The 23,149-nt window shown below is 67.3% G+C and carries 23 protein-coding genes; 3 read left to right on the top strand and 20 right to left on the bottom strand.

Annotated features, from left to right (window positions below):
• Position 1: 1 nt before the first annotated feature.
• From traN to mobH, 18 genes are all read right to left on the bottom strand, one after another.
• Positions 2 to 2,416 carry a conjugal transfer protein TraN gene (gene traN, locus G3446_RS00270; RefSeq protein WP_164450386.1) on the bottom strand — a complete coding sequence of 805 codons (2,415 nt, stop codon included), beginning with the start codon at positions 2,414 to 2,416 and terminating at the stop codon, positions 2 to 4.
• A complete protein-coding gene (locus G3446_RS00265) occupies positions 2,391 to 3,449 on the bottom strand; it encodes a TraU family protein (protein ID WP_164450385.1) in 1,059 nt (352 codons plus the stop codon). Before G3446_RS00265 ends, traN begins: the two co-directional genes overlap by 26 nt.
• Positions 3,450 to 3,451: 2 nt before the next feature.
• Positions 3,452 to 4,663: a TrbC family F-type conjugative pilus assembly protein gene (locus G3446_RS00260; protein WP_164450384.1), complete on the bottom strand. Its 1,212-nt coding sequence runs from the start codon at positions 4,661 to 4,663 to the stop codon at positions 3,452 to 3,454.
• Positions 4,650 to 5,222: a signal peptidase I gene (gene lepB / locus G3446_RS00255; RefSeq protein ID WP_164450383.1), complete on the bottom strand. Its 573-nt coding sequence runs from the start codon at positions 5,220 to 5,222 to the stop codon at positions 4,650 to 4,652. The genes G3446_RS00260 and lepB overlap by 14 nt, the downstream gene beginning before the upstream one ends.
• Complete coding sequence (locus G3446_RS00250; RefSeq protein WP_245232215.1) at positions 5,209 to 5,568, bottom strand: hypothetical protein; 360 nt, start codon at positions 5,566 to 5,568, stop codon at positions 5,209 to 5,211. The genes lepB and G3446_RS00250 overlap by 14 nt, the downstream gene beginning before the upstream one ends.
• Positions 5,561 to 7,957 (bottom strand): type IV secretion system protein TraC, encoded by a 2,397-nt coding sequence (gene traC, locus G3446_RS00245; protein WP_164450382.1) that lies wholly within the window; start codon positions 7,955 to 7,957, stop codon positions 5,561 to 5,563. Before traC ends, G3446_RS00250 begins: the two co-directional genes overlap by 8 nt.
• Complete coding sequence (locus G3446_RS00240) at positions 7,954 to 8,283, bottom strand: RRXRR domain-containing protein (protein WP_164450381.1); 330 nt, start codon at positions 8,281 to 8,283, stop codon at positions 7,954 to 7,956. The genes traC and G3446_RS00240 overlap by 4 nt, the downstream gene beginning before the upstream one ends.
• Before the next feature lie 135 nt (positions 8,284 to 8,418).
• Positions 8,419 to 8,748, bottom strand: coding sequence for a TraA family conjugative transfer protein (gene traA / locus G3446_RS00235; RefSeq protein ID WP_164450380.1), 330 nt, complete (start codon positions 8,746 to 8,748; stop codon positions 8,419 to 8,421).
• Positions 8,745 to 9,470, bottom strand: coding sequence for a TraV family lipoprotein (locus tag G3446_RS00230; protein WP_164450379.1), 726 nt, complete (start codon positions 9,468 to 9,470; stop codon positions 8,745 to 8,747). Before G3446_RS00230 ends, traA begins: the two co-directional genes overlap by 4 nt.
• On the bottom strand, positions 9,467 to 10,240 hold the full coding sequence (locus G3446_RS00225) for a thioredoxin domain-containing protein (RefSeq protein ID WP_209262196.1): 774 nt from the start codon (positions 10,238 to 10,240) through the stop codon (positions 9,467 to 9,469). The genes G3446_RS00230 and G3446_RS00225 overlap by 4 nt, the downstream gene beginning before the upstream one ends.
• A gap of 43 nt (positions 10,241 to 10,283) precedes the next feature.
• Positions 10,284 to 11,621, bottom strand: a complete 1,338-nt coding sequence (locus tag G3446_RS00220; RefSeq protein WP_164450378.1) for a TraB/TrbI/VirB10 family type IV secretion system protein — start codon at positions 11,619 to 11,621, stop codon at positions 10,284 to 10,286.
• Positions 11,622 to 12,338 carry a TraK domain-containing protein gene (locus G3446_RS00215; RefSeq protein WP_342449994.1) on the bottom strand — a complete coding sequence of 239 codons (717 nt, stop codon included), beginning with the start codon at positions 12,336 to 12,338 and terminating at the stop codon, positions 11,622 to 11,624. It lies immediately after the preceding gene.
• Positions 12,339 to 12,631: 293 nt separating this feature from the next.
• The gene (locus G3446_RS00210; RefSeq protein ID WP_164450376.1) at positions 12,632 to 13,318 is read right to left on the bottom strand and encodes a TraE/TraK family type IV conjugative transfer system protein; all 687 of its coding nucleotides are present in this window, start codon (positions 13,316 to 13,318) and stop codon (positions 12,632 to 12,634) included.
• Positions 13,315 to 13,596: a type IV conjugative transfer system protein TraL gene (traL, locus tag G3446_RS00205; RefSeq protein ID WP_164450375.1), complete on the bottom strand. Its 282-nt coding sequence runs from the start codon at positions 13,594 to 13,596 to the stop codon at positions 13,315 to 13,317. Before traL ends, G3446_RS00210 begins: the two co-directional genes overlap by 4 nt.
• 170 nt (positions 13,597 to 13,766) lie before the next feature.
• Entirely contained in the window at positions 13,767 to 14,408 is a 642-nt protein-coding gene (locus tag G3446_RS00200) for an IncC plasmid conjugative DNA transfer DtrJ family protein (RefSeq protein WP_164450374.1), read from the bottom strand.
• A 21-nt stretch (positions 14,409 to 14,429) separates the two neighbouring features.
• Positions 14,430 to 15,284 (bottom strand): KilA-N domain-containing protein, encoded by an 855-nt coding sequence (locus G3446_RS00195; RefSeq protein WP_164450373.1) that lies wholly within the window; start codon positions 15,282 to 15,284, stop codon positions 14,430 to 14,432.
• A gap of 98 nt (positions 15,285 to 15,382) precedes the next feature.
• Complete coding sequence (gene traD / locus G3446_RS00190) at positions 15,383 to 17,221, bottom strand: conjugative transfer system coupling protein TraD (RefSeq protein ID WP_164450372.1); 1,839 nt, start codon at positions 17,219 to 17,221, stop codon at positions 15,383 to 15,385.
• Positions 17,211 to 19,310: a MobH family relaxase gene (gene mobH, locus G3446_RS00185; protein ID WP_342449993.1), complete on the bottom strand. Its 2,100-nt coding sequence runs from the start codon at positions 19,308 to 19,310 to the stop codon at positions 17,211 to 17,213. Before mobH ends, traD begins: the two co-directional genes overlap by 11 nt.
• Positions 19,311 to 19,529: 219 nt before the next feature.
• On the opposite strand from mobH, the gene G3446_RS00180 reads away from it, so the two are divergent.
• From G3446_RS00180 to G3446_RS00170, 3 genes are all read left to right on the top strand, one after another.
• Positions 19,530 to 19,826 (top strand): hypothetical protein, encoded by a 297-nt coding sequence (locus G3446_RS00180; RefSeq protein ID WP_209262195.1) that lies wholly within the window; start codon positions 19,530 to 19,532, stop codon positions 19,824 to 19,826.
• Positions 19,827 to 19,992: 166 nt separating this feature from the next.
• Positions 19,993 to 20,292: a WGR domain-containing protein gene (locus G3446_RS00175; protein WP_164450371.1), complete on the top strand. Its 300-nt coding sequence runs from the start codon at positions 19,993 to 19,995 to the stop codon at positions 20,290 to 20,292.
• On the top strand, positions 20,285 to 20,833 hold the full coding sequence (locus G3446_RS00170; protein ID WP_245232214.1) for an SDR family oxidoreductase: 549 nt from the start codon (positions 20,285 to 20,287) through the stop codon (positions 20,831 to 20,833). The genes G3446_RS00175 and G3446_RS00170 overlap by 8 nt, the downstream gene beginning before the upstream one ends.
• On the opposite strand, the gene istB is transcribed toward G3446_RS00170, so the two are convergent.
• Both istB and istA read right to left on the bottom strand, forming a co-directional pair.
• Positions 20,823 to 21,581 carry an IS21-like element helper ATPase IstB gene (gene istB / locus G3446_RS00165; RefSeq protein ID WP_164450370.1) on the bottom strand — a complete coding sequence of 253 codons (759 nt, stop codon included), beginning with the start codon at positions 21,579 to 21,581 and terminating at the stop codon, positions 20,823 to 20,825. The two genes, G3446_RS00170 and istB, sit on opposite strands and share 11 nt — an antisense overlap.
• Positions 21,582 to 21,607: 26 nt before the next feature.
• Entirely contained in the window at positions 21,608 to 23,143 is a 1,536-nt protein-coding gene (gene istA / locus G3446_RS00160; protein WP_164450369.1) for an IS21 family transposase, read from the bottom strand.
• Positions 23,144 to 23,149 lie beyond the last annotated feature (6 nt).

Raw genomic sequence — 23,149 nt, 5'->3', positions numbered from 1 at the left:
GTCAATCGCGCTCCGTCGGGCCTCGATGCGTGCTCGGCTCAGTCGCCCTCGGTAAGGTCTCCAGCGTCTCATCCCATCCTTGCGCCTCGGCCGCTCGATTCGCTCCCCCGACGGTCTGGACATCACTCAGGTCCTCAAGCCGATCAGCGGTGCGGTTGCCCTGCCCTTCGGTCAGCGTCTCCAGGTCCAGACCCGTGGTGGTCAGGATCAGATCCGATTCCGTCAGCATGGTGAGCCATTCCGAGAGGTCGATGCGGCTCCAGTCGACCTGGGCCAGCGTCTCGACAGCGATCCCGGAGCAGTTGGGGTGCTTGGCGCTGCCGTAGCCGCCGATGCCGGCCTGGCCCCGGATCTGCTCATTCAAGATCCGCGAGAGCGGTGAATTGAAGCAGCAGAAGCTGTCGCGACTCTCGATACAGGCACCAAAGAAGTTCTTCTTGCAGTAAGAGCCGACCCGGTGACAGGACCTCAGCTCGCGCTGCACGCCGAGGGTGAACTCATCCTCGGTGCACTCCCAGATGAGGCGGATCAGGATCATGACGATGGTGTAGATCAGATAGGCCCACATCACCCAGTAGAGCACGACCGAAATGGCGGGATTGAGGGCCACGGTCGAGGCCACCGAGCCATCGGCGGCCACGGCAGCGCCACCGGTCGCGGCATCGACGAAGAGCGCGTTGGCCGCCTGGGGGCCGAATACCGAGGCGGTCCACTGCACCGTCTGCTGCAGGAGCTGCTGTTTGAAGGTGGCGATCAGCCCCTGCTTGGCCGCCTCCGTGGTCACCGCCGTGGTATTGCCGGTGATATTGTTGACCGCCGAGGTGAAGGCGTCCTTGACCGCCGACCAGGTGTCGACCAGCGGCGAGCGCAGGGTCTCCCAGGCGCCGAAGGCGGGATTGGAGACGCCGGCTTTGACCAATGACAGGGTCACGCTGTCGAGCTTGGCCACCGAGAACATCAGCTGCAGATAGAGCCCGAGCGAAATCCCGCTCGGACGCTCGCAGCAGTTGACGATGCCGCCAACCGCGCGCTTGCATTCCAGCGCCTCGCCTTTAAAGACCTGACAGCTCCCCGCTGTGCAATCGGCATCGAGCGAGACCATCTCTGCGGCATTGAGCGCCGCCACAGCTTCGTCGAAGTCGTCGGAAGACTCAGGCTCAATCGCCACACAGTCATCACCCAGACAGCGGATCTCACCGCCACAGTCGAGCTCCGAGGTGCGCTCGATGCCGGCGATCTCCTGATCGGTGCCGCAGTCGTAGACCAGCTGATCGACGTAGCAGACACCTGAGCGGCCGGTCGCTTCCTCGGCACACTGGCGGTTCACCGGCCGACAGTTGGGATTGGCGTCGAGGACCGCGCAGTTGTCCAGATCGCCGGGATTCTCGGGACAGTGCTGCACCCCATCCGGATCGGTCCAGCAATCCATCTGGCCTTCGTTGAAGCTGGTGCAGTCGAGGGCGACGCTCACCTGCATACAGGCGGCACCGATCCCGGAGAACTCCTCCCAGGGCTCGTTGCCGGTGACGCCCAGATAGGGCGGCGCGACCAGCTCACCCCCGCACAGCTCTCCGCCGGTGACTGGGACGCAGTCGGCATCCGGGTTACTGCTGCAGGTCGTGGTACTGCGGCAGAAGCCGTCCATCAACCGTTCGCTGATCGTTTCAAGGCAGGCGGCGGATTCCCAACTCCACAGATCCACCCGCTTCTCGACCCGCCTGACATACTCGATGATCGGCTCGCCGGTCTCGGGATCGGTGCCGACCTGCACCGGGTCCCAATAGACCGTCGCGTCCAACGTCCGACTGGCCGTGCAACTGAGCTTGGGCTGATCCTTGTCCGGGATCAGACAGGCTTCGTATTCGGGGACATGCACCCTGCGCGGACGGCTGAGAAAGCTGTTGTCCCAGGTGCAGTCGGCATAGGTTGTGGTGAAGTCGTCCAGTGAGCCGACGGTCGCATCGGTGAAGTCCCATAGCGGATCGGCGCTCAGGTCGCTGCGCGGACGATCGACCGGCTCGAGGAGGGTCTGATACGCCTGGCCGGTCGCGGAGGAGTCGGCATAGGGCGTGTCGACCAGGTCCTGCAGGGTCTGGAGACCGGCTGCTTCCAAGGCTTCCGGATTGCCGTAGAGCGCGCTCCAGTCAGTCGCTTCGCCGGCCTCCGCGCCCGGAAAGAAGACCCGATAGTCGCCAGGCTGATCGAAGGGGGCCAACAGCGCTGGATCGCTGCCGAGTGCGGTTCCCAGATCCTGTCCATCGGTCGCCGCCTGATCGAAGTCGAGCGCCCGACGCAGGTCATCACCCCAGACCAGCGCCCAGGGGGTCCAGACGATGGCTAGAGTCAGGACGCTGACCAGTGATCGCCGACCCCAACCCGGCGGCCTGGGATCACAACCAGCTAAGGCAGCAGTCATGCCAGCGCCAGATCAGATAGAGGTGGTCCTCGCCGACCCCAGGAATGTTGCGCCACATGCCCCAGCGCAGCTCGCTCTCGCCGATGACGTGGTTGGAATTGGCCTCAGGGAGCGGATAGAACTGGGACAGTCGGTACTGGGCCTTGGGCAGCATCAGTGCGAAGGGCGCCTCGCAGAGGGCTTCATCCCCGACGGTCTGACGCGCCAGTCCCCGCCGATGCAGGGCGGCGAGCACCCGGGCACTCGCCAGACTCATCTCCGAGGGGCGGCCGTTGAGCGTCGGGATGCGCCCGGTGAAGGGATAGAGCCCGCCCCAGGCACCGGCGCACCAGAAGAGCTCGTCCAAGGGCTTCTGCACCGTGGTCGCGGAGGCGGCATCGACCAGACAGGCCGCTTGGGCGATGGGGTTGGCCACGAAGGCCGCCTCCGGATTGGTGAAGAAGGCCAGCTCGTCGTTGTTCCAGGTCGGATCCAGCTCGGAGAGATAGAGCACGTCGAAGTCGGTCAAGTGATCGACGTTGCAGCGGTCCGGGAAGAACAGATCGAGCATCACCAGGACCGGGAAGGCGTAGTAGTGATAGTTGTAGAAGGCCTTGTCCGAGCCGTCGTACTCGGCCTGCCCCGGCGTGCCCAGGGTGCGAAAGGCACCCAGATCGAGCCGGGCACCGCCGAGCGAGGGCATACAGCCAGGAACACGGACCAGCTCGACGATGCGCGCCGGCTCCCACATCCCGATCACGACACCTGGACTCGGCAGCCCGGCCGGATCGGGACAGGCGCACAGCGCCTGGTCGCTGGCACCGCTCGGCACGGATCCTCCCCCGATCGGCGCACCAGCGATCCGTAGCGGAAAGAGACAGCTCCAGCAGATGTCGGTGATGAGCTTGGGTCCGAGCAGCTCAGCGTCGGGGCAGACGGCGTTGCCCAGACCCGTCGTGGCCGCCGCCTGGGCGCGCACGGTCAGGGCCAGCGCGAGCAGTAAACCCACCAGCACGGCGGCCTGAAGGAAGCGGCAGCTCAGCATTCTGCGCATGCTCAGCCCTCCGGCGGCCATTCGGCCACCACCAAGATGCCGTCATGCGACTCGACCATGGCGGGCACTCGCTCGATCTGGAAGCGGCGCCGGACGTCGGGGGTCAGCAGGTAGAGCGGATCCTGCAAGGCCGTCTGGACATCACGGTAGCCACCCCACCCCGCCTCGCGATCCAACCGTGTCGCCAGATAGAGCGGCAGCCGTCCCTCGGCACGACTCGCCGCTCCGCGTCGCGCGACCTCGGCCACTTGACGTGGGTCGGTGGCGTCAAAGATGAAGAGGCGCTGACGGAAAGGCATGACGGCAAGCGGATCGACACGCTCGCCAGCGCGGATCAGGGTGGTCCCGTTCGGGAGGGCCGCATCGGTCTGAGCCACGAGCGTCAGGTCCAGCCGTCGCTCACGTGCCTTATCCGCCACCGGCAGCTCGGCAAAGGCCGCCCGCTCCCAATAGCGCGCCAGTGCCGCCTCACGCCGGGCGCCCCAGTCGATGCCCGCCAGACGCCCTTGCAGCTCTGCAATCAGGTCGGGCTCGCTGACGGCGACGGTGGGTCCGCGTACGCCCAGATCGCCCCGCCGGCCCTGCCCCACCTGCTCAAGGATCCAGTCCGGACGGCTGATGCCGCTGACGCGGGCGACCTCTTTCCCGGCCCCATCGGTGGCGATCAGGGTCGGAGCGACTTCAACCAACGGAGTCTGAAAGGGACGTGGGTCGATCTCGATGCGGGGAAGTGCGTCGCTATCCATGTCGTTGCTCGCTTCACGCAAGAGCCCGTGGATCTGGCGTATGAAGGCACCCAGCGATTCGCGGGGTGCCACGCCCCGAAAGACCACCCGCACCTCGGGCCGTCCGGACGCCTGCGCGAACAGCTCGCGCAGTTGCGCCTCGCCCAGGGCACGGGACGCCAGAATGGTGAGCGTCAGCCCACGGTCGCTCTGCCCCGTCGGCGTTGCATCGGCGGCCAGAGGCATACCCCACGACGGAGCGCCGGGCTCCAGATTGCCCAACCGTCGCGACCAATCCTCGATCGTCCCCTTCTGGTTCGTCAGCCACGCCGGGCGCGGCGCAGTCAGCGCCTGCTCCTGGATGCGCACCGTCTCATCCCGAAGTCTGGTCTCAGGCAGCGCGGACTGAGCCAACGCGAACGTCACTGCACCGCTGCCGACGACGAGTCCCAGCACCGATGTCGCCAGCCAGCACTCAGAACAACGCATACGCCTTTCCCACGACCTGCGCCTGCGGCAGAAACCCCCAGTAGCGCGAGTCGAAGCTGTCCGCCGTCTCGCCGAGCATCCAGAAATGCTCGACCGGCACCCGCTCGTGGCGCAGAAAGGTCGCCGGATCCCGCTTCAGGGTCGCCGCCAGGGCCAGTCCGTCGGCCATCCGCATCCCATTGATCCAGGTGTGCTGGGGATCGACCGTCACCCAATCCCCCGGCACTCCCGCCGCATGTTTGATCAGCAGTTGGCCGTCCCGGAACCAGGGCGCGAGTCCTTGAGCGCGAAAGGCGACCAAATCGCCTTGGGTGATGTCCTCCGGCCCCTGCCAGGTGTCGACCAGGAAGACGCGATGCGGGGCCAAACTCACCCGCGCCTGGGTGTCGATGCCGAGGCGGTAGCGTGTGCTCCCATAGAACGCGATGGCCACCAGCACAAGCAGCAGGACAGTCGACAGCCAGAGGAAGCGTCGCGAGCGTCGCCGGATCAATAGACGTGAAGCTCGCTTCCCGAAGAGCCCGCGCTGTCGTTGGGCGAGCGGCTCAATCCGCTGCATGCCGCACCTCCCGATCTGTCAGGATCAGACCCTTTGGGGCGGCCAGCACCGCCTGACGATCCAGGACCAGGAGCCCCTGACCAGCCAGCCGCTCGGCGGTCGTGCGATAGTGGTCCAAGAGTGTCTTCAGCCGTGCCGGATCCGTCTCGCGCGCGGCAGCGGACAGGTCGAGCACCACGATCGGCGGACGCACGGCGAGTGACCGGTCCAGTTCCCGCTGCATCCAGATCAGCCCGGTGCCGGTCACAACCACCGACACAAGGAGCGCGAGCATGCTTGGCGGCCAGCCATAACCGGTTGGTGTTGGTTTGCAGGTGCGCCGCGGCGGCGTGCGGATCTCAGCCATGCCCCCGCTCCTTCAGCAGCCGCAGAATCGCCTCGCTCACCGAAAGCCCCTGCCGGCGCAGCGCATCGAGCGCCGCCACATCGCGCGGATGGGTCGAATAGAGCAACTGACGAAAAGGATCGACGACCAAACGGCCAATGCCCGCTCCGCTGTCGCAGACGGTCATGATCTCGGAATAGACGCCGGGCTGGGTATGGACGGTCTTCAACAGCTCCGCCCCCGCCTCGGTCAGCGGCAGGCGCTTGGCCTCGCGCAGCTGATCGATGGCCTGCGCCGGCTGCGCGAGCAGGAAGGTATGGGCCGAATTCTCGGCGATGGCGCGCCCGGTCGGGTTGGCGTAGAGGTCGTTGAGCGACTGGGTGACGGTCACCGCCGCGCCACGGTACTTGCGAAAGCGCCGATAGCCGGTCTCGATGAAGCGGGCGACATCGCCCTGGGTGAGCAGATCCCAGGCCTCGTCGATGATCACAAGCTTCGGCTGCTCGCGCTCCCCAAGGTACATCGCCTGCTGAATCTGATAGATCAGCTGCAGCAACACCACCTGCTGGAGGTGCTTGCGGCCCTTCAGCTCTTCGAGTTCCAGGACCACAAAGGGGGCTGAAAACGCAATGCTGTTGGGTCCGTTGAAGAAGCGTCCATACTCGCCCTGGGTGGTGAAGGGATAGAGCTGGGTGCTCAGATCCCGCACCCGATCATCCGTCTCGGCCGCCAGGGCCTCGGCGACCGCGTCGATGGTCATCGCCGCCCCCAGCGCATCCCAGACCTGCTTGAGGATGCGTTTGAGCCCGGAAAGCCGGTAATCCCCCAAGGGTTCCGAGGGCGCGAGCATGGTCGCGAGCAGCGTCGCGATCATGTCCGCCTCCTCGTCCCAGTGGCGCACCAGCTGGAAGGGATTGAGACAGATCGTCGAGTCGCGGGTGAAGGCCAGGAACTGCCCCTCCAGCGCCTCGCAGAGCTTCTCGTAGGAGCGGCCGACATCGATCACCCAGCAACGCCCGCCCACCGACAGCGTGGTGGAAATCAGCTCGTTGGTCAGGAAGGATTTACCCGAGCCCGATTGGGCGGCGATGCAGGCGTTGTAGTTGGAGGCCGAGTCGAAGAGCGACAGGTTCATCAGCTGCCCGCCCCGGCTGATGAGGTTGAAGACCGGGGTGCCGGTCCCTTTCCAGTCCCCATGCACCGGCATCAGATTGACCGCGTGGGTCGCCGACAGGGTGCGGTAGCGCTGCAGGTCGCGGATGGCGCCGCGATCGGCGCCGAAGGGCAGACAGTTGAGAAAGAGGGGCAGCGTGAAGAAGCGGTCGCTCACCACCTGAAAGCCCAGCTCCCGCCAGTAGGTGCGCAGATTGGACGCGGCGGCCGTTGCCTCATCGCGATGGGAGAACAACACCAGCCCCAGATAGGCCCGCACCGGCCGGTCCCCGGCATCCAGGCGCTCGAACAGCACCCGAAAGCCCCGTGCCCGCTCGCCCAGACGCGGCAGATACATGGCGACCGGCCCCGCCGCCATCTTGGTCGCCCACTGGCTCTGTGCCTGGAGCACCGCGCGGGTTGCCTCGGGCTCGGGGAAGTGCAGATTCAGACAGACCAGCAGGTTGTGCGGAATGCCGCGCGTCCCCGAGAAGGGATCGCTCAGATAGCGCCCGGCCAGCCCAAAGGGCAGCCGATCCGGATAGCGTTTCACCGACAGGGTCTGGATGCGGCAATCACCGATCGTCAGGCCCCGGCTGTCGACCTCGATCGCCTGGTCGGTATCGAGGACCTGCTCGCGGAGGATGCGGCTCGGATCGGCCTCGGGGCGCACCCGCTCGCGCCAGGTCGCCTCGGCGCCCCAGTTGAGCAGGGTATTCATGAGGCGCACTTGGTCAGCCGCGCTCAGGGCGCGTGGCTGCAAGCCCACGGTCGTCAGCACCTGCTCGGTGCTCGCACGCAGATCGACGGCGGCCTGATGCTCGTGGGTGGTGGGCAAGGCACCGGCCAAGGGGATCTTCACGGTCACCAGCACCTGAACATCACGCACGCGGGTCTCGGACTGGCGTAGCAGCGGTGTGGTGACGCCCGTCTCCAAGAAGGCGGCGCGCTCGGCCGTCGCTTGTCGCAGCAGCGGTTGGCGCAGGTCCGTGCGCAAGGCATTCATCACCGCCAGCGGTCCAGCGATATCGGGCGAGGCCCAGAGTATCACCTGGATCAGGGTGTCCTTCGGCCATTCCTGATTGACGAAGGCGGTGAGCCGGTCGGCCTGGCCCGGGTCGGCACCGGCCATGGGCTCGCAGCGCCAGGCGAAGCCGAGGCTCTGATCGTCCAGGAGGAAGATCCCCTGCTCGGGCTCACAGGCCAGGACTGGAAAGAGCTGTGAGGCGCGCTCGCCCCGGAAGTGGCGCTCACTCATCCCAATTCCTCCGCCTGATGGTTCGCCACAGCGCGATGCAGCTGCAGCACGGGCGGCTGCACGGACACCAAGCGCCCGCGCCCGCGCCGAATCAGCTCACGCGCCCGCGCCGGATGACAGGGATTGAGCAGGACGCGGTTGGCGTCGCAGACCAGCACGCGTGCGCGTCCCTGAACCGAGGCCAAGGCGCGCTCAAGCGTTGCATCGCGCGCCTGCACCGGCAAGCGGATGAAGGATTGGAACACGCCCCTGGGGACCGACAGATAGTGCCGCCGCTGGCCGTTCTGGGCTTGCAGGTGAAACCTGAAATCGAATCGATGCGTCATGGAAGCGACTCGCATCGTCGCCCGATCGCGGTGAAGGGGCGACGATCAGAAGAGGATGGGCCGTTGCCGGCCCGGACTCAGCCGGGGAGGCTGGTCAACGCATGGGCACAGGAACGTGCAACGCGCAAAAGGTGATCAGGGCACGGCCACCACCAGCGGCAGGGTCGCGCCATACATGTTGTCGATGACGCCGGGGGCGACCAGCATGCCGACACCCGCCGCCACGCCAACCACGAAGCCCATGATCGACTGGCGCATGACGCCGGCGACCAGGCCGACGAGGATGAAGGCGATGGCGATGACCTTGCCGAGGAAGCCGGTCATCCAGCCCTGCAGCAGGGTGTAGATCTCCTCGAACTCGCTGCCCTCGAGGCTGCCCCCAGTGCCCGCCACGGCGAGCAGCGGCAGGAGGGCAGTGCCGAGGATGAGGATCCAGCCGGCGGTCTTGGTGGTGGTGCGTGTCATGGTTGACTCCTTGGGGTCGGGGTGGCGTTCGGAATCCGGTCAGTGAGACCGGCAGACGGCGCTGAGCGCCTGGTCGCTTGTTCGCCTGGCTGGGCGCGGCGCTCGGCGACCTGCAGGGGTCGGAGCACGGCGTTGGAGAAGCGACTCGGCCCCTCGGCCAGAGTCCAGGTGCGCGGGGCGATCTCGGTGAAGACGTAGCCGCTGGCGTGTAGGTCGCCGCGGTCATCCTCCCAGGGCGCGAGCCAGAGGCGCATGACTTGGGCAGGCAGACGCAGCGGCAGCGGGTCGGTGGAGCGCGGCAGCAGCAGGTCTTCGTCCGCAATGCCGGGAAACGGCTCCAGGCCATCGGGCAAGCGCGGCGGTGGCTGCAGATCGGGCTCAGGCGCCGACGTCTTGCGCTTGAAGCGCGGGCGCGGCTCAGGCGTCGCCGCGCCGGTGAACAGCTCCAACGCGGTCGGCTCAGCCTCCGCGACCGTCTCGGTCTCTGCGCGGAAACCGATGTGCGCATCGGGCTCTGGCGCCTCATCAACGGCCTGGAGCGGCGCGCTCGATTCGGTCAGTGCATAGACCTTGGAGGTCGGCAGACACATCGGGTGACTCGGATGCCCCGCACAGCTGAAGGTGCCCTTGCCCAGCGCAAGGGAGCCGCAGCCGCTGGTCGCGCCGGTCGCAAGCAGCGCGGTGATCAGGAGGGACAATGATGGCGCGGATGAGCGGCTCATGCGCCCTCCTCGCCCGCAAGCCAGGCGCTCAGATCGGCCGGCGCCCCGGATTGCAGACGCCCGTCCGGGGCGATCAGGAAGGGAACCCGCTCGATGCCGAGCAGATGGGCCGTCACCAAGGCGCGCTGGATCGGCCCCTGACCACAACGTCCAGTCGCGGGTGAGAGTACGTCGGTCCGGTGCTCCAACAGGGCCGCGATTGCGCCCGGCTGATCGGTCTCGGCCAGACAGTTCAGCGCCAGGACCTCGCGCTGAGAGGCCTGGCTCAAGACCGGCAGCGGGATCAATCGAAACCGATAGGTCTTGAGCACGACTTCCGACAGCGCCCGGATGCGATCGAGCAGCGCCGCACACTGTGGACAGCGCGGGTCGACGAACACCAGCACCTCACCGTCGCCTGTCCCCAGATCGAGCGCGCCCAGATCCTCGCCGGCGAGCTTCAGGCGCGAGCGGTCGATGCGCTGCATCAGTCGGTCGGCCTCGGCGAGCGAGGTCAGCCGCGTCCCGTGCCACAGATCGAAGCCCAGCCCCAGGAAGGCATAGCGCCCGTTGGCCGAGACGAAAAAGACCTGATCGCCGGATTGCACCATCTGCACCCCCGACACCGGCAGGCGGCGCATGCCGCCGATGCCCTGCATCAGGCCGGCGAGGTCGCTGGGCTGGACATCGGCTGGAGCGGGCTCAGCGAGGACCGACCCCAACGGCAGGTTTAGGGTTACCGTCAGCAGCAGACGCCACGTCGTCTCTGAAGAGGGATGAGAGGGACACATGCAGATGGCTCCTTGAATCAGGTGTGACGGTCGGCTCACGCGCTCAGCGCCGCCGTCCACGCGAGGCACGCGGGGCGCGCAGCTGCAGGCTCGCGCCGCGGTTGAGGATCAGCTCGATCGGACGGCCGGCGTCGATCTCGATCACCGGGAAGATCTCCTCGGCCATGTCGAGGTAATACTGGGCGAGCCGATCGAGGGTCTTGCCGGTGCCGCTGACCGCGGCCGCCTGCAATGAATCCCCGGAGAGTAGGTCCTGGTACTGGACGCTGCCGTCGGAGCGCGTGCTGATGACCGACACCGGCGTCTTGTTGAAGACCTGCGCCACGCCCTCGAGGAAGGCGACCTGCATGGCGCGCGCGATGACCTGGCCCTGCTTGGAGACCAGACGCCCGCGCAAACCCACCTTGCCGTCCTCACCGACGGCATAGCCGTCGAGGGGGATCTCGATCACGCCGCCGTCGCGGCGCACGCAGGTCACCGTCTCGGTGCGCAGGAAGGCGCGCTCGCTCGAGAGCTCACCGTAGCCGGCGACCAGCACGAAGCACTCGCGCACGTCGGAGCGGAAGCGGTTGGGGAGGATGGCCGCATGCTTAAGGCGCACCAGGGCCGGATAGGGGTCGCGCCGGGCCTGCACGCCGGTCGGGGCATCCATACCGGAGAGCAGGACACCGCGCAGGATGGATCCGGCGGGGATCATCACCTGCTCGGTGGCGGGATCTGCTGCAGAGACCTTGGCATGTGGAGCAGCCGTTTGCCCAGACGCTGGTTCCTGACCGACAACGCGGATCTTCAGCTCAGCTCCGCGTGAGCCGCTGGCTTGGCGCTTGGGCGCCAGCCCAGTGACGGCGCCCTGTCCATCGTTCGCCGGCGATTGACGACTGGGCGGTGCAAAGAGCGCGGGGTCGTCCAGGGCGGGCGGTGTCGCCGACTCCGGCTTGGACACACGGCGATCCTGCGGAGGCTGACGCGGCGGTACCTGAGGCGTGGCCTCCAGCGTGCCCTTGAGGGCCTCGATTTGGCGTTGCAGCTCCGCGATCTGCGCGGCCTGCGCCTCTCGCAGCGCGGCCATCTCGCGGTCGACCGCGCGCGCCCCGCTGGCGTCTTGTTTGTCGACGGCACCGACGGTCGCGGCGAGCTGCTGCTCCAGGCGCTCGAGGCGCCGCGCCAGGCCGTCGATGCCCAGTGAGCGAGGATCGACATCGGTCAGCAGGGTGCGGGTCAGCTGCTCACGCGCCCGCTGCTCGCGCACCGCGCGTGGCTCGGGATCACCGAAGGCCAGCACCAGGATGCCGGCGATGCCACCAAGCACGCCGGCGATCACCAGGCCACGGCGCAGATTGGGTGATAGCCGTCCCCAGGTCGAATCGAGCGTCACGGGCATCTAGCGGCGCTCCGCGCCGAGCAACGAGGGGCGCGGCGGATGCACGCGCTCGGGCGGCGTTGGACGCACGGCCAGATAGAGCTCCACCATCTCACCGGGCTCCAGCCAGACCTGCGGCCAGGCCGCCACGGCCACCGTCTCGTCCTCACCCTGCGCGCGACAGGCGCGCTCCTCGATCTCCAGACGCGCGGCGGAGACATTGCGAACCAAGGCGGTGACGAGCGCGACGTCCTGCCCCTCGAGCACCTGTCCCCGACGCGTCTCGAGCCCATCCTGCACGCAGTCGACCGATTCATCCGGCCGTGCCGGGCGCAGACGGTAGCCCTCCGGCAGCTCCTCACGGGCCAGGGCGCGCATCGCCTCGGTGAGACGCTCGACGTACTCCGGCGCGCTCGCGCCCGGTGGCACCGTTGCCGATGCCGTCTGGGACGGAAGCGGCAAGGGATCGGTCAGCACCAGGCGCAGCTCGCGCGGCGGGATGCGTCGTGGGGCGAGTGTCAGCGATAGGGCATGGTTGGGATCCGAGGCATCGCTGATAAAGAGGGTGATCGGCACCTCGCTGGAGGTCGCCAGATAGACCGCCGAGCCGTCGACACTGGTGCTCGCCTCGGCGACGGTGCGCACCTGCGGATTCGGGAAGGGGGTGAGGATGCGGTTGAGCTGGTCGATGGCGATCTCGACCAGGACGTTGACGCCGGGGGTGACGTTCAAGGTCACCGGGCCGACTTCGAGGTGGCTCGGTTGGGCCAAGGTCGAATGCCCTTTCCCCGCTGCGCCGGAACCGACACCTGGAACTTGATCTGACTGAAGGTCACGCGTCCCATCGATCAGCGTATCGGGTACGGGCGGCAGTGCAATCCCTGGATCCTCCTCGGCCAGGATTGGGGATCCAGTCCCAGCCAGAATCAAACACACCGCGCACGTGAGCGGATGGAGACGCTGGGGCAGCGAAGGGTGGTGACCATGCATCGGGCAATCCTCGTTCGTTCAGGCGGATGGGCGGCCTGGAGTCAGGGGGTGTCGGTTGAACTGGATGACGTGGATGCTGCGCTCAGCGTGGCATCCGGCACCCAATCGGTGGTGTCCGCGGCGCCCTCCTCCCACACCGACGCCTCACCCTCGGACGTCTCCGCCGTGCGCTCGCGCAGTGTCTGGTAGGCATTGAGGTGGGTGATGGTCGGGCGGTAGTGGCGAAAGGCGACCCGCACTTCGTAGAGCCGTGGGCGCGTGACCGGGGCTGCGGCCGGGCCGGTGCTGATTTGCTTGCCACTGATGAGGACGCGATCGCGGGCGGCGTCGTAGTGGATGCGCTTGGGCTCGAAGCGCACGCTCACCTGATCGCGGCGCAGGGCCTCGACCTGGGCATCGAGTGCGTCGGCAATGGCGCGGCGCAGCGCGGGACTCAAGAGCGGCTCCAGGGTCTTGCGCAGATAGGGCGCATTGCTCGGCGTGACGTTGCCGAGCAGCTCGGTGACGAACAGCGCCCAGGCCTCCTTGACGTCCTGGCTCGCGCGGTCGCGGGCGACGTTGACCTGATTTTCCAGGATCGGCGGCACCAGCACCACGGTGCGCTCGGCCTGCAGCAGCGCGATCAGGGTGAGCAGATTGGTCCCGAGCAGGACGACGCCGAGTCCGCGGTGGAAGCGGTTCTCCGCCACCAGCCACTGCCAGGTCTGACGAAAGCGGGCCAAGGTCATGGCAGGTAGCAACGGCTGTAGGGATTGGGGGTGGTGCGATGGCGCAGTGGCATCAGCCCGCTCCAGTAGAGGGCATGCAGCGCAAAGCCATCGGCACGGCTCTCGCGAAAGCGGCCATAGCCGCGCGTCACCAGTAGACCGAGCAGGATGAAGAGCGTCGTCTGATTGATCAGGATCCCGATCACCAGCATCAGGAAGAAGGGCACCAGATCGTCGATGCGCCACAGCAACAGATTGGGCGGATCATCGACATGACGCGGCAGCTCGAGCGTGGCCATCGGGGCTCCTGGATGCGGGTCAGCGGAGTCGGATGGCGCTACCTTGCCGGAATCGCATGCGGCTGTCAGGCGACTACGGTCCGTCGAAAGCAGGACCGTTTTCGAGACGAATCAGAGGCTTCGACAGATCCGTCAGAGCCAATAAGACCCTTTCGATCGACTTTCAAGGCTTATAGCTGCTTGGGCAGATGCCGGATCCCGGTGGCGATGAGGACGGCAGCCATCACCACACCGATCGGCAATAAACAGGGATGCAAGGGGACAGGAAGACCAAGCTCCAGGACCAGCACGAGGATCAGCAGCCCTGCGCCGGTCGCGCTCGCCTGCCGGCCGATGGGACTCGGGTAGTCGAAGCCGCATTGACGGATACGCCACCACCAGTGACCGTCGAGGACGGCGGCAGCCAGGAGCATCAGCAGCGCCGGCCCCCAGGCGGCGAGGAGCGTCAGACGCAGGATCAGCAGCTCATGCATCGCCGTGAGCAGGGCCAGCCGATCGGCGCTCCAACCTGCGCCCCAGGAGGCGGCGTCCACACCGATCAGCCATTTAAGCTCGATCGAAGCAGAAACTGTCGGCTCGCTGACGTGGTCAGCATCTGACTCGGCCGACCAGCGCGCTGCCTGTTGAAGCACCGCCGGCCCTGTCACTGTGCCGAGACCGCTCAGGCACCAGTGTCGCTCCACAGCCAGCACCCTCACCGGCCAGTCGGCCGGGATCCAGACGAGCCCGAACGCGCCCAGCACCAGGAGCAGCAGCACCCACCGCAGGAGGGCGAGCATCGGCGTGGCGTCGTGGTCGGAAGGCTCGGCCATCGGCTCGACACAGCCCCCGACTCAATGCGTCTGCGCCTCGGCGGGCATTGCCTGCTGCGGCGTGCCCTGAAGTCGCTCCAGCACCTCGGCGAACCACTTGAGCTGCTTCACGGGTGTCCCGTCGCTGTGCCGCTTGCCGGTATCGCTCCACTCGCACAACAAGGTGCCCGCCTCGGTCGCTACCCAACGGCCCTGCGCATCCCGTGTCTGCAGCCCAGCCGCCTGCAGGGCGTGATTCATCTGCCGGGCCGACTGCGCCGGGATCCGCTGTTGACCAAGCTCGGTCGGGGTATAGGTCTGCCCACGCGAGTCGGCCGGCAGATGGGTCGTCTCCAGCAACTCCAGTACGTCGACTCCGGTCGCCTGGCGATAGGCGCGGTTGGCAGCGAGGACCGCCTGATTGCCACGCAAGCCCACGGCGCGCGCCAGGGTGCAGGCAGCGCGGAATTCACGGGTATGCGGACTGAACTGGGTGTTGGCACTCAGCGCCTCCGGCAACCTGGTCTTGCCGGCCGAGGTGTCCCGAACCAAGGCGTCATAGGCCCGAATCACCTGGAGGTGAAAGGCCGGGCTGATCCACATGGCATAGCCATAGACCAGCTCCTTGCAGACGTCGATCCCACCGCCAGTTGCAGGCGCGCCTGGGACGCTGCTAAGCGGTTGATTCTGATTAACTCCGGGAATTCCCGGAGTTGACTCGGCGGCCTGGATAGCAGCGATCAAGCCCTGGGTCTGCGGCTGACGCAGCCAGTCAGAGGGCTGGTTGCGCTTGGCGCCACCGGCCGCGCGGTGCAGGTCGTTGAGACCATAGCGACCCTGGGCGTCCTGGCGGATGAGGGTGTCGGCAATCACGAGGGCGTTGACGAGCAGGGACATCAAATGGATCTCCAGGCGGGTGGATGATGGGTTGCGTGGGGAGGCGCGGCCGTCGAGCGAGCCGACACAGCGGCACTCTTGGGAACAAGGGTTTTCGGTCAGTCATCGCGTGACGGGCACCCTGAACCACGCGCTCCGACCTGAGCGGTTTTCGGTGCCCCCAGGATCGGAAGCCGCCCCTTGACGATGCGCCCACCGGCGAGGCGGGCGATGTAGTGCAGGTCCGGCAGCATCCCGAGCAGCGCCGGCTGGAACAGCTCGCCCTCCTCTTCCATCAGGCGCTCGCCGACGTTGCCGGCGTGCTCGAGCGGATTGCGCTGGGTCGAGGTCGCCTGGGTGCGCATCAGGGTCTTGAGTCGGGTCTTGGGCAGGCTCGCGGTGACGTACTCCTGGGTCTCGGCATCAAGGACACGCAGGGCAATGAGGGTGTTGAGGTTGCCGAGCAGCTGGCGAGCCTTGGCCTCACTGCCGGTGCGGGCAGCGAAGTCGGCGAAGGTCTGGGTGGCGATGGTCAGGCGCAGGCCCGCGCCCCGGCCCTTGTTCAGGAGCTGGATCAGGGGATCGTTGACGACCTCGGCGGCCTCGTCGATGAAGACGTTCACCGGGGGCGGTTTGGGGGTGTAGTTGTAGCGATCCCCGGCCACGGCGGCGAGGTCGGCGATGAGGATGGAGCCGATAGCCGCGCCGACCAGCGTGTCGGAAAGCGAGTCCAGCCCGATATAGGCGACCTGGCCGCGCTCGAGGATCCGCGCCATGGCGGTGATGGGGCGGGGATCCTTGGGATCGTCGCTGTCGGGTGAGAGCAATGGACCCAGTTCCCCGGCCGTCAGCATGTTGAGCAGCGGAAACAAGCTCGCGACCATCTTGGAGAAGTGCACCTTGTCGTGCTCGAACAGCGAGACCAAGCCGTCGATAACGCTCGAGGGCTTGCTCGGGCGGAGCTTTTCCTGATAGAGCCGCACCAGGGCGCGTGCCCGGGCATTGGTGTCGTTGGCCTTCGCCAGCGAGCGGCTGCTCGCCGGATCCCAGCCCGGAGCCTGGGTCTTGAGGTACTCACGCAGCACCCGCTCGACCAGGGCGTCCACCCCACCCTCCAGATAGCGGCGCAGCATCACCAAGCTTGGCCGCTCACCGGCGGCGAGCACCCCGCCGATGACGTGCGAGAGGGCCATCTGGGAGAAGTTCTTGAAGGGGTCGTTGCCGGTCTCGCTGGGAAGAATCGCGGCGATGCGGCTGGCTAATTCGGTCGCCCGGTTGAAGGAATAGAGCGGATCGATGCGGTGACTGCGATCAGGGAAGGCCGGATGGAAGCTGACGAAGCGTCCCGGTTGCTCGGCACAGGCCCGCCGGGCAGAGGCCTGCAAGTCCTGATCGCCCTTGGGGTCGAGGATGACCACCGCCTCGCCTCGGCGCACGGCCTGGGTGACGAGCAAATCGAGCAGCCGGGTCTTGCCGGCGCCCGTGGTGCCGACGATGAGGAGATGGCCGGCACTGTGGGCGATCGGCAACCAGACCGGGGTTTCCCGGTCGGCCAAACCATGGAGCCAGTGGGCGCCGAGGGTCTCCGCATCGCCCGGCACCAGTCGATGGGGACCGGCACGGATCAGATCGAGCGCGAGCTGGGCGTGCTCGCTGTTCCAGTCGAAGCCCCAGCCGAGCCAGAGGTCGCCGGGGCGCGCGCGCCGGTGCCGGGTTAGCTCGGCGGGGGTGAGAAAGCGTTGCGGAAGCCCCCCCAGCTTGGCCCGGCGGTGGCCGTGACGCAGCGCGGAGGGCAACCAGCGCAGGATCATGGCCACGGCCAGTAGCGTGAGGGCCTGAAAGGGGGCCTGGTGCAGCGGCCAGCGGCTCTGGAGCACGGCAGCAACGAACGCAACCACCAGCCAGGTGAGCAACGCCGCGCCCTCGAAGTTGGGTCGCCAGGGTGGGCTATAGGCCAAGGATGAAACGTCCCTGCTCGACCTGTCCCCGAGGCCGTTTGCGCAGCGCCCGGATCAGGGTTGCCTCGGCAATGCCGGCGGCCTTGGCGCCGTCCAGGACCGGGCCGTGCAGCGCGACCGACAGGGCGTTCTCGTGCACCTGGATCGGTCCCAGGGCCGGATCGCGGGCCAGCAGGCGCTGCTCCAGGGCGAGTGCGTAGTCGGCCGCGCCGGTGCGGGCGGGTGCTGGCTTAGCCGGACGCGGTCGCGGTGTTCCCGTGGCCGATGACACCGACCTGGCGGATGGCGGCGCTTTCCGCTCGGGGGCCGGACGACACGATTCCACCGCGACGCTCGCGGCCGGGTTGGCCAAGACCAGCAGCCGCTCAGAGATGGCCGGGGTGAGCAGGACACCGCTGACGCCATCCAGCGCGCGCACGCGCACCAGCGGTCGGCGCGGATCGCGCGTGATCCAGTCCCGCATCCAGAGGTCGTCCAAGATGCTCTCGGGGCCGGGCGCATGCTCGCCCCCGGCGAAGGCCTGCGGATAGGGCAGGAAGAGCTGTCCGTCGATCCGGCGGGGCTGCCCCTCGGGTGGTTGGCTCCCCTCCTCCACCCGGCGCATGAGTGCGATCAGACCAGGACCGGCGGGCGGATGCTGGTCGAGCCAGGCGCGAGCCGATTCGGCGGCGGATGGCTCGGGCGCCTCCGATGCTGCAGCTCGCGATGATGGTCGCGGCGCCCCCTGCGGTGGCTCGGCCGGCACTGCCTCGGTGTCCGCGCTCGACGTCGCCTTCAGCGGCTGGGGCGCCGTGGGCATCGCCTCCTTATCGGTCGCCACAACCGCCCTCGCGAACGTCTCCTCGGCCACCAGCTCGGTCGGCACGGAGCGCGGTGCCGTTGCTGAGGCTACGCACGCTTCGATCAACGCTGTCGCACGTGGCACCACGCCTGAGAACAGCAGCTCGGGCTCGGCCAGGCGCAGGAAGCTGAGCCACTGCGGCTGATCGCGCGTTAGAACCTGCGGGGCGAGCCGCCAGGTGCGCGCTGGACGCTCGCTCCCCTCCAGCGGACAGGGGATGGCGAGCTGCCGTTCCAGGAGCAGATCGGCCAGGGTGTCGGGATCGCGCGGAATGCCGGGCACCCGGGCCTCGGCGAGGCGCTGCACCAGGTCCTGGGCACTCTCTGGCCAGACCAGATGTAGACCGTAGGGAAAGACCCAGACCCGTGCGCCCGGGCTGTTGACCGCCCAAGTCCCATCGCGCAGCAAGGCGCGCATGGTGTCGATCAGATAACGCTCGATCGGCACCCCGAGCGAGAGCGCTTCGGGGTCGAGGCGGTTCTCGCGTAGGTCCTGCGCGACGCTGATCCGATCGGCCTCGCGCATCAACTGGGCGAGCAGCGCCTGGTCGTCGCGCCCCGCCAGCACGCTGCCCAGGCTGTACCAAACCAGCGGATCGGGATCCATCAGCCAGCGGCGCAGCTCGCGGGTGATGAGTTGCGGAAACACCGAGGTGGTGAAGACCTCGTGCCCCTGATGCAGCCGCTGGCCGTTCCAGCGCAGGAAGTAGTGGTCGATGCCGCGCTGGGTCGCCCAGTCGAGAATGGTCTCGTCGACCGGCTGCCAGCGGGTCGTGCCCTCACGGTCGAGCACCAGGAGATCGGCCACGGGTTTACCGACATCGTGCAGCAGTCCGACGACGGCGGCGGCGAGCTGCCAGCGCGGCTCGAGCAGGCGACGCTCCTCGGGCAGGCGATCGACGGCGAAGAGGCGCCCTCGACTCGCCCGCGCGCACTGGAAGGCGACCTCGAGTCCATGGCGGAAGAGTCCGCCGGCGCCGCGATGATGATGGGTTTCCGAAGCCGGGAGCAGATGGGCGAAGGCGGCATAGCGCTCGATGAGCGGCAGCACCAACGTCTGGTAGTCGCTATCGGTCATCGCCAACGCCTCCTGGAGACTGGCGATCAGCTCGGACTGGGTGGCGAGGATCTGGGCGGTGCTGGCCACCGGCAGGCCCTGGAGAAAGGGCGGATAGCGTGGGATATCGGACTCGGCGATGGCGACACTGACAGCTGGAGGCGACGCTGGATCAGCGGCGGATTCGCCCACGCGAAAGGCGCTCCAGGCTGCACGGCAGCGGGTCAGCAAGGTCGGCATCGCGGTAGGGAGAAGCGGTTGATCAGTCACCGGAGATGGCTGCATCACAGCAGATGTGCACACGCCAGGACAGTCGAAACGGTCTCTCGCTCCGGGGACCGTTTTCGACTGTTGCGGGTGAGGTCGGCGGACTAGGATCGCAGACAGTGCCATCCGCGGAGTCCATGCCCCATGCGTCTGCATCCCTTGCTCAGCGTCGCCGCGCTCGCCAGCCTGGTCGGCTGTGCCGCACCGCCGATCCAGCCACCACCGACCCCGCATCTGATCCGCATGCCGTTGCCGCGGTATGCCACGCATGCACCCGAGCCGAGGCTCGCCGGGGCCGCGTGGCGCGCCGGGCGTCGGACACATGCACTAGCGCTCGACGGGCAGGTCTGCGGTCTGACACACGGCGGTGAGGTGCGCTGCCAGCGTCCGATGGCTAAGTCAACGCCGCCATCCCGGCCGCTGCCCACGCCCACGGGCTGACCTCAGCGACCCGCGCTCCAGTTCCTGTTCGGCCATCCTTACCCTGCCGCCCTGGCAGGGATTTTTTTGCGCCGCACGCACGTCCTCCTCAACCTGAAACGGTCCAGCCTGCAATCAACCGTTCCTGTGCCATCATTGGACCATCGTTTCCTGGTGGGCGGACGCCATGCAACGCTGGATCCATGCGGAGAAGGATCGCTACTACCTGGTCGATCTGGTTCAGGACCTGCTCGGTGACTGGACGCTGGTGCTCTGCTGGGGCGCACTCGGCTCACGGCGGGGACGCCTGCGGGTGGTCGGCGTGGCGTCCGAGGCGGAGGGATTGGCGCAGATCGAGGGCATCGCCCGGCGACGACGGCAGCGCGGCTATCGGCGGGAGGTGGAATCCGCGTCGATCAGCGTGTCCACCGGCATCCCGTCCCAAACCGGGCACACGACAGCCCAGAGGAGCACTGGCGATGACTGAGGCCGACCAAACTCCGGTCGCGATCGTCACGGGCGGTGCGCAAGGCATCGGCCGCGCCCTGACGCAGCATTTCCTGAGCGCGGGCTGGCGGGTTCTGGTCCTGGACCGTGATGCCGAGGCCATGGCCGATCTGGAGGCCAGCCTGAAGCACCCGGCCCTGCGGGGATGCACGGCGGATGTGGGCGAGGAAGCGGCCGTGACCGCGGCCTTCGCGGCCCTGGTCGAGTGGCAGGCACGCACCGACCAGCCCGAGGGAATCGATCTGTTGGCCAACAATGCGGGCATTGCCGATCCGGTCAGCGGTCCGCTGGAATCCCTGACACTCACCGCCTGGCGTCGCTGGCAGGACAGTCATCTGACCGGCGCCTTTCTCTGTACCCGCGCGGCCATCCCTGGGCTGCGTGCGCATTCCACGCCATTCGGCCACCCATTCCACCGGCATCCGGCCGGTGATTCCATGAGGATCCGGCCACCCGTTCCACGTCGATTCGGCCGGGCCGTCGGAGCGAAGCGACGCAGGTGTGGCCTTGTTACTCGGTGACGGTGGTGGCGGTCAATGGCCGATCCCGACGCTTTCGCATCGATTCCCCCTTGAGGGTGACCCGATAGGCATTATGCACCAGGCGATCGAGGATGGCGTCGGCCAGGGTGGGATCGCCGATCAAATCATGCCAATGTTCGACCGGAAGCTGGCTGGTGATGAGGGTGGCGCGCTGGCCGTGGCGGTCATCGACCAGTTCCAGGAGGTCGCGTCGCGCCTCGGCATCGAGCCCCATCAGTCCCCAATCGTCGAGCAGCAGCAGATCGGTCTTGGCGAAGTCGCGCATCAATTTGGGGAAGCCACCGTCGGCATGGGCGAGGCGCAGGTCCTCGAAGAGCCGCGGGACGCGCAGATAGCGGGTGGTGAAGCCCTGGCGGCACGCTTGCTGGGCGAGCGCGCACGCCATCCAGGTTTTCCCGACTCCGGTGGGTCCAAGGATTAGGCAATTAAGCCCTTCGCGGATCCACTCCCCGGTGGCCAACTGGGTGATCAGCGCCTGATCGAGTCCGCGTGGGGTGTGACGGTCGAGGTCTTCAAGGCAGGCGCTGTGCTTGAGCTTGGCCTGACGTAGGCGGCTTTGCAGGCGGCGTTCTTCACGCGCGGTGAGCTCGCGATCGACCAGCAGCCCGAGGCGTTCCTCGAAGCCGAGGGTGGCGATCTCGGGGAGATCGCGCTGCTCGCGCAGGGCCGCGAGCATTCCGTTGAGTCGCAGCTGTTGGAGTTTATCCAGGGTGGGATGATGTAGCATGGGTCTCTGACTCCAATGGTTAGTCGTTAGTGGAAATAGCCTGGACCGCGCAGGTGATCGTGCGCGGGTGGCAGGTCGAGGGTCGGTTGCTCGGGCCATGCCTGGCGGTCGAGGCCGCGCTGCAAGATTGATTCGATGCTTTTGTAGCGACAGGCGTTGAAGCGCAGGGCGCGCGCGCAGGCCGCTTCGAGGCGGTCGTTGCCGTGACGCTCGCCCAAGCGCAGGATCCCCAGACAGGAGCGGAAACCTTGCTGGGGATGCGGGCGGTTGGCGAGGATGTGAGCGACCACCCCGGCGGTCGCCGGCCCGGTCTTCTCGGCCCAGCGCACCAGCCGCTCTGGGGTCCAGTCGGCGTACTCTCGATGGGCCTTGGGCATGTGCTCGGCCACGGTGGTGTGGCGACCCTTGAGCGCGGAGCGCACATGGCTGGCGACGCGCTGGCGTTGATGGAAGCACTCGACGGTGTGGTCGGTGACACGCACCTCCAGCGCCTGCTTCACCAGCGCATAGGGGACGGAGTAGTAATGCCCGTCGACCTCGACGTGATAGTCAATGTTCACCCGCACCCGTTTCCAGGTCGCGTAGACATAGGGCGTGGCCGGTAAGGGACGTAGCGCTGGGCGGTCGATGGTCTCGAACGCCTCAAGACGCGAGCCCGGAAGCTTCTTGAAGGGACGGCGATTGAGCCGCTCCAGCAGTTCGGCGATCGCGCCATTGAGTTCGCGCAAGGAGAAGAAGGTGCGATGACGCAGCACCGCCAGGATGAGGCGCTCGACGACCTGCACGCCCGCTTCGACCTTGGCCTTGTCCCGTGGGCGGCGTACCCGTGCCGGGATGACCGCGACACCATAGTGGGCCGCCAATTCCGCATAGGTGGGATTGAGGTCGGGCTCGTAGCGATGGGCCTTGCTCACACCACTGGCCAGATTGTCGGGGACCAGGAGTTCAGGCACCCCGCCGAGAAACGCGAACGCGCGTACGTGCGCACCGATCCAGTCCGCCAGGTTTTGCGACCAGGTCGCCTCGGCGTAGGTGTAGTTGGAGGCCCCGAGGACCGCGACGAAGATCTGCGCGGTGCGCACCTCACCGCTACTCCGGTCGATGACCTCGACGGTCTGCCCGGCGTAGTCGACGAACAGCTTCTCGCCCGCGCGATGGGTCTGGCGCATGACCACGTCGAGCTTGCCGCTCCAGGCCTCGTAGGACTTGCAGAACCAGCTGTAGCCGAAACCTTGGGGGTGAGTGGCGCGGTACTCTTCCCACAACAGCATCAGGGTCACGCCGGGGCGGCGCAATTCCTGGTGGACCGTCGACCAGTCCGGCACCACCCGCGCCTCGATCGGGACCGCTGGGGGCGGTGGAAACAACCGTCGCTCCAGCTCCGCGTCACTCAACGACGCTGGCAACGGCCAGGTCAGCCCCGTCGCGGCGAAACGCCGCTCGTACTCGCCGAGGCTACTACGGGCCACCTGCAGGCTGGCGGCAATCTGGCGCCTGGACAGTCCCGCCTCAAACCGCAGGCGTAAATACTCTCGAATCTTGCGCATGGACAAACGCTCCATCTCGAC

It is taken from the genome of Thiorhodococcus minor, assembly GCF_010820565.1.
Taxonomy (GTDB): Bacteria; Pseudomonadota; Gammaproteobacteria; order Chromatiales; family Chromatiaceae; genus Thiorhodococcus; species Thiorhodococcus minor.
The sequence above is the reverse complement of the archived record's forward strand: the minus strand, read 5'-3'. Positions and strand labels throughout refer to the sequence as shown.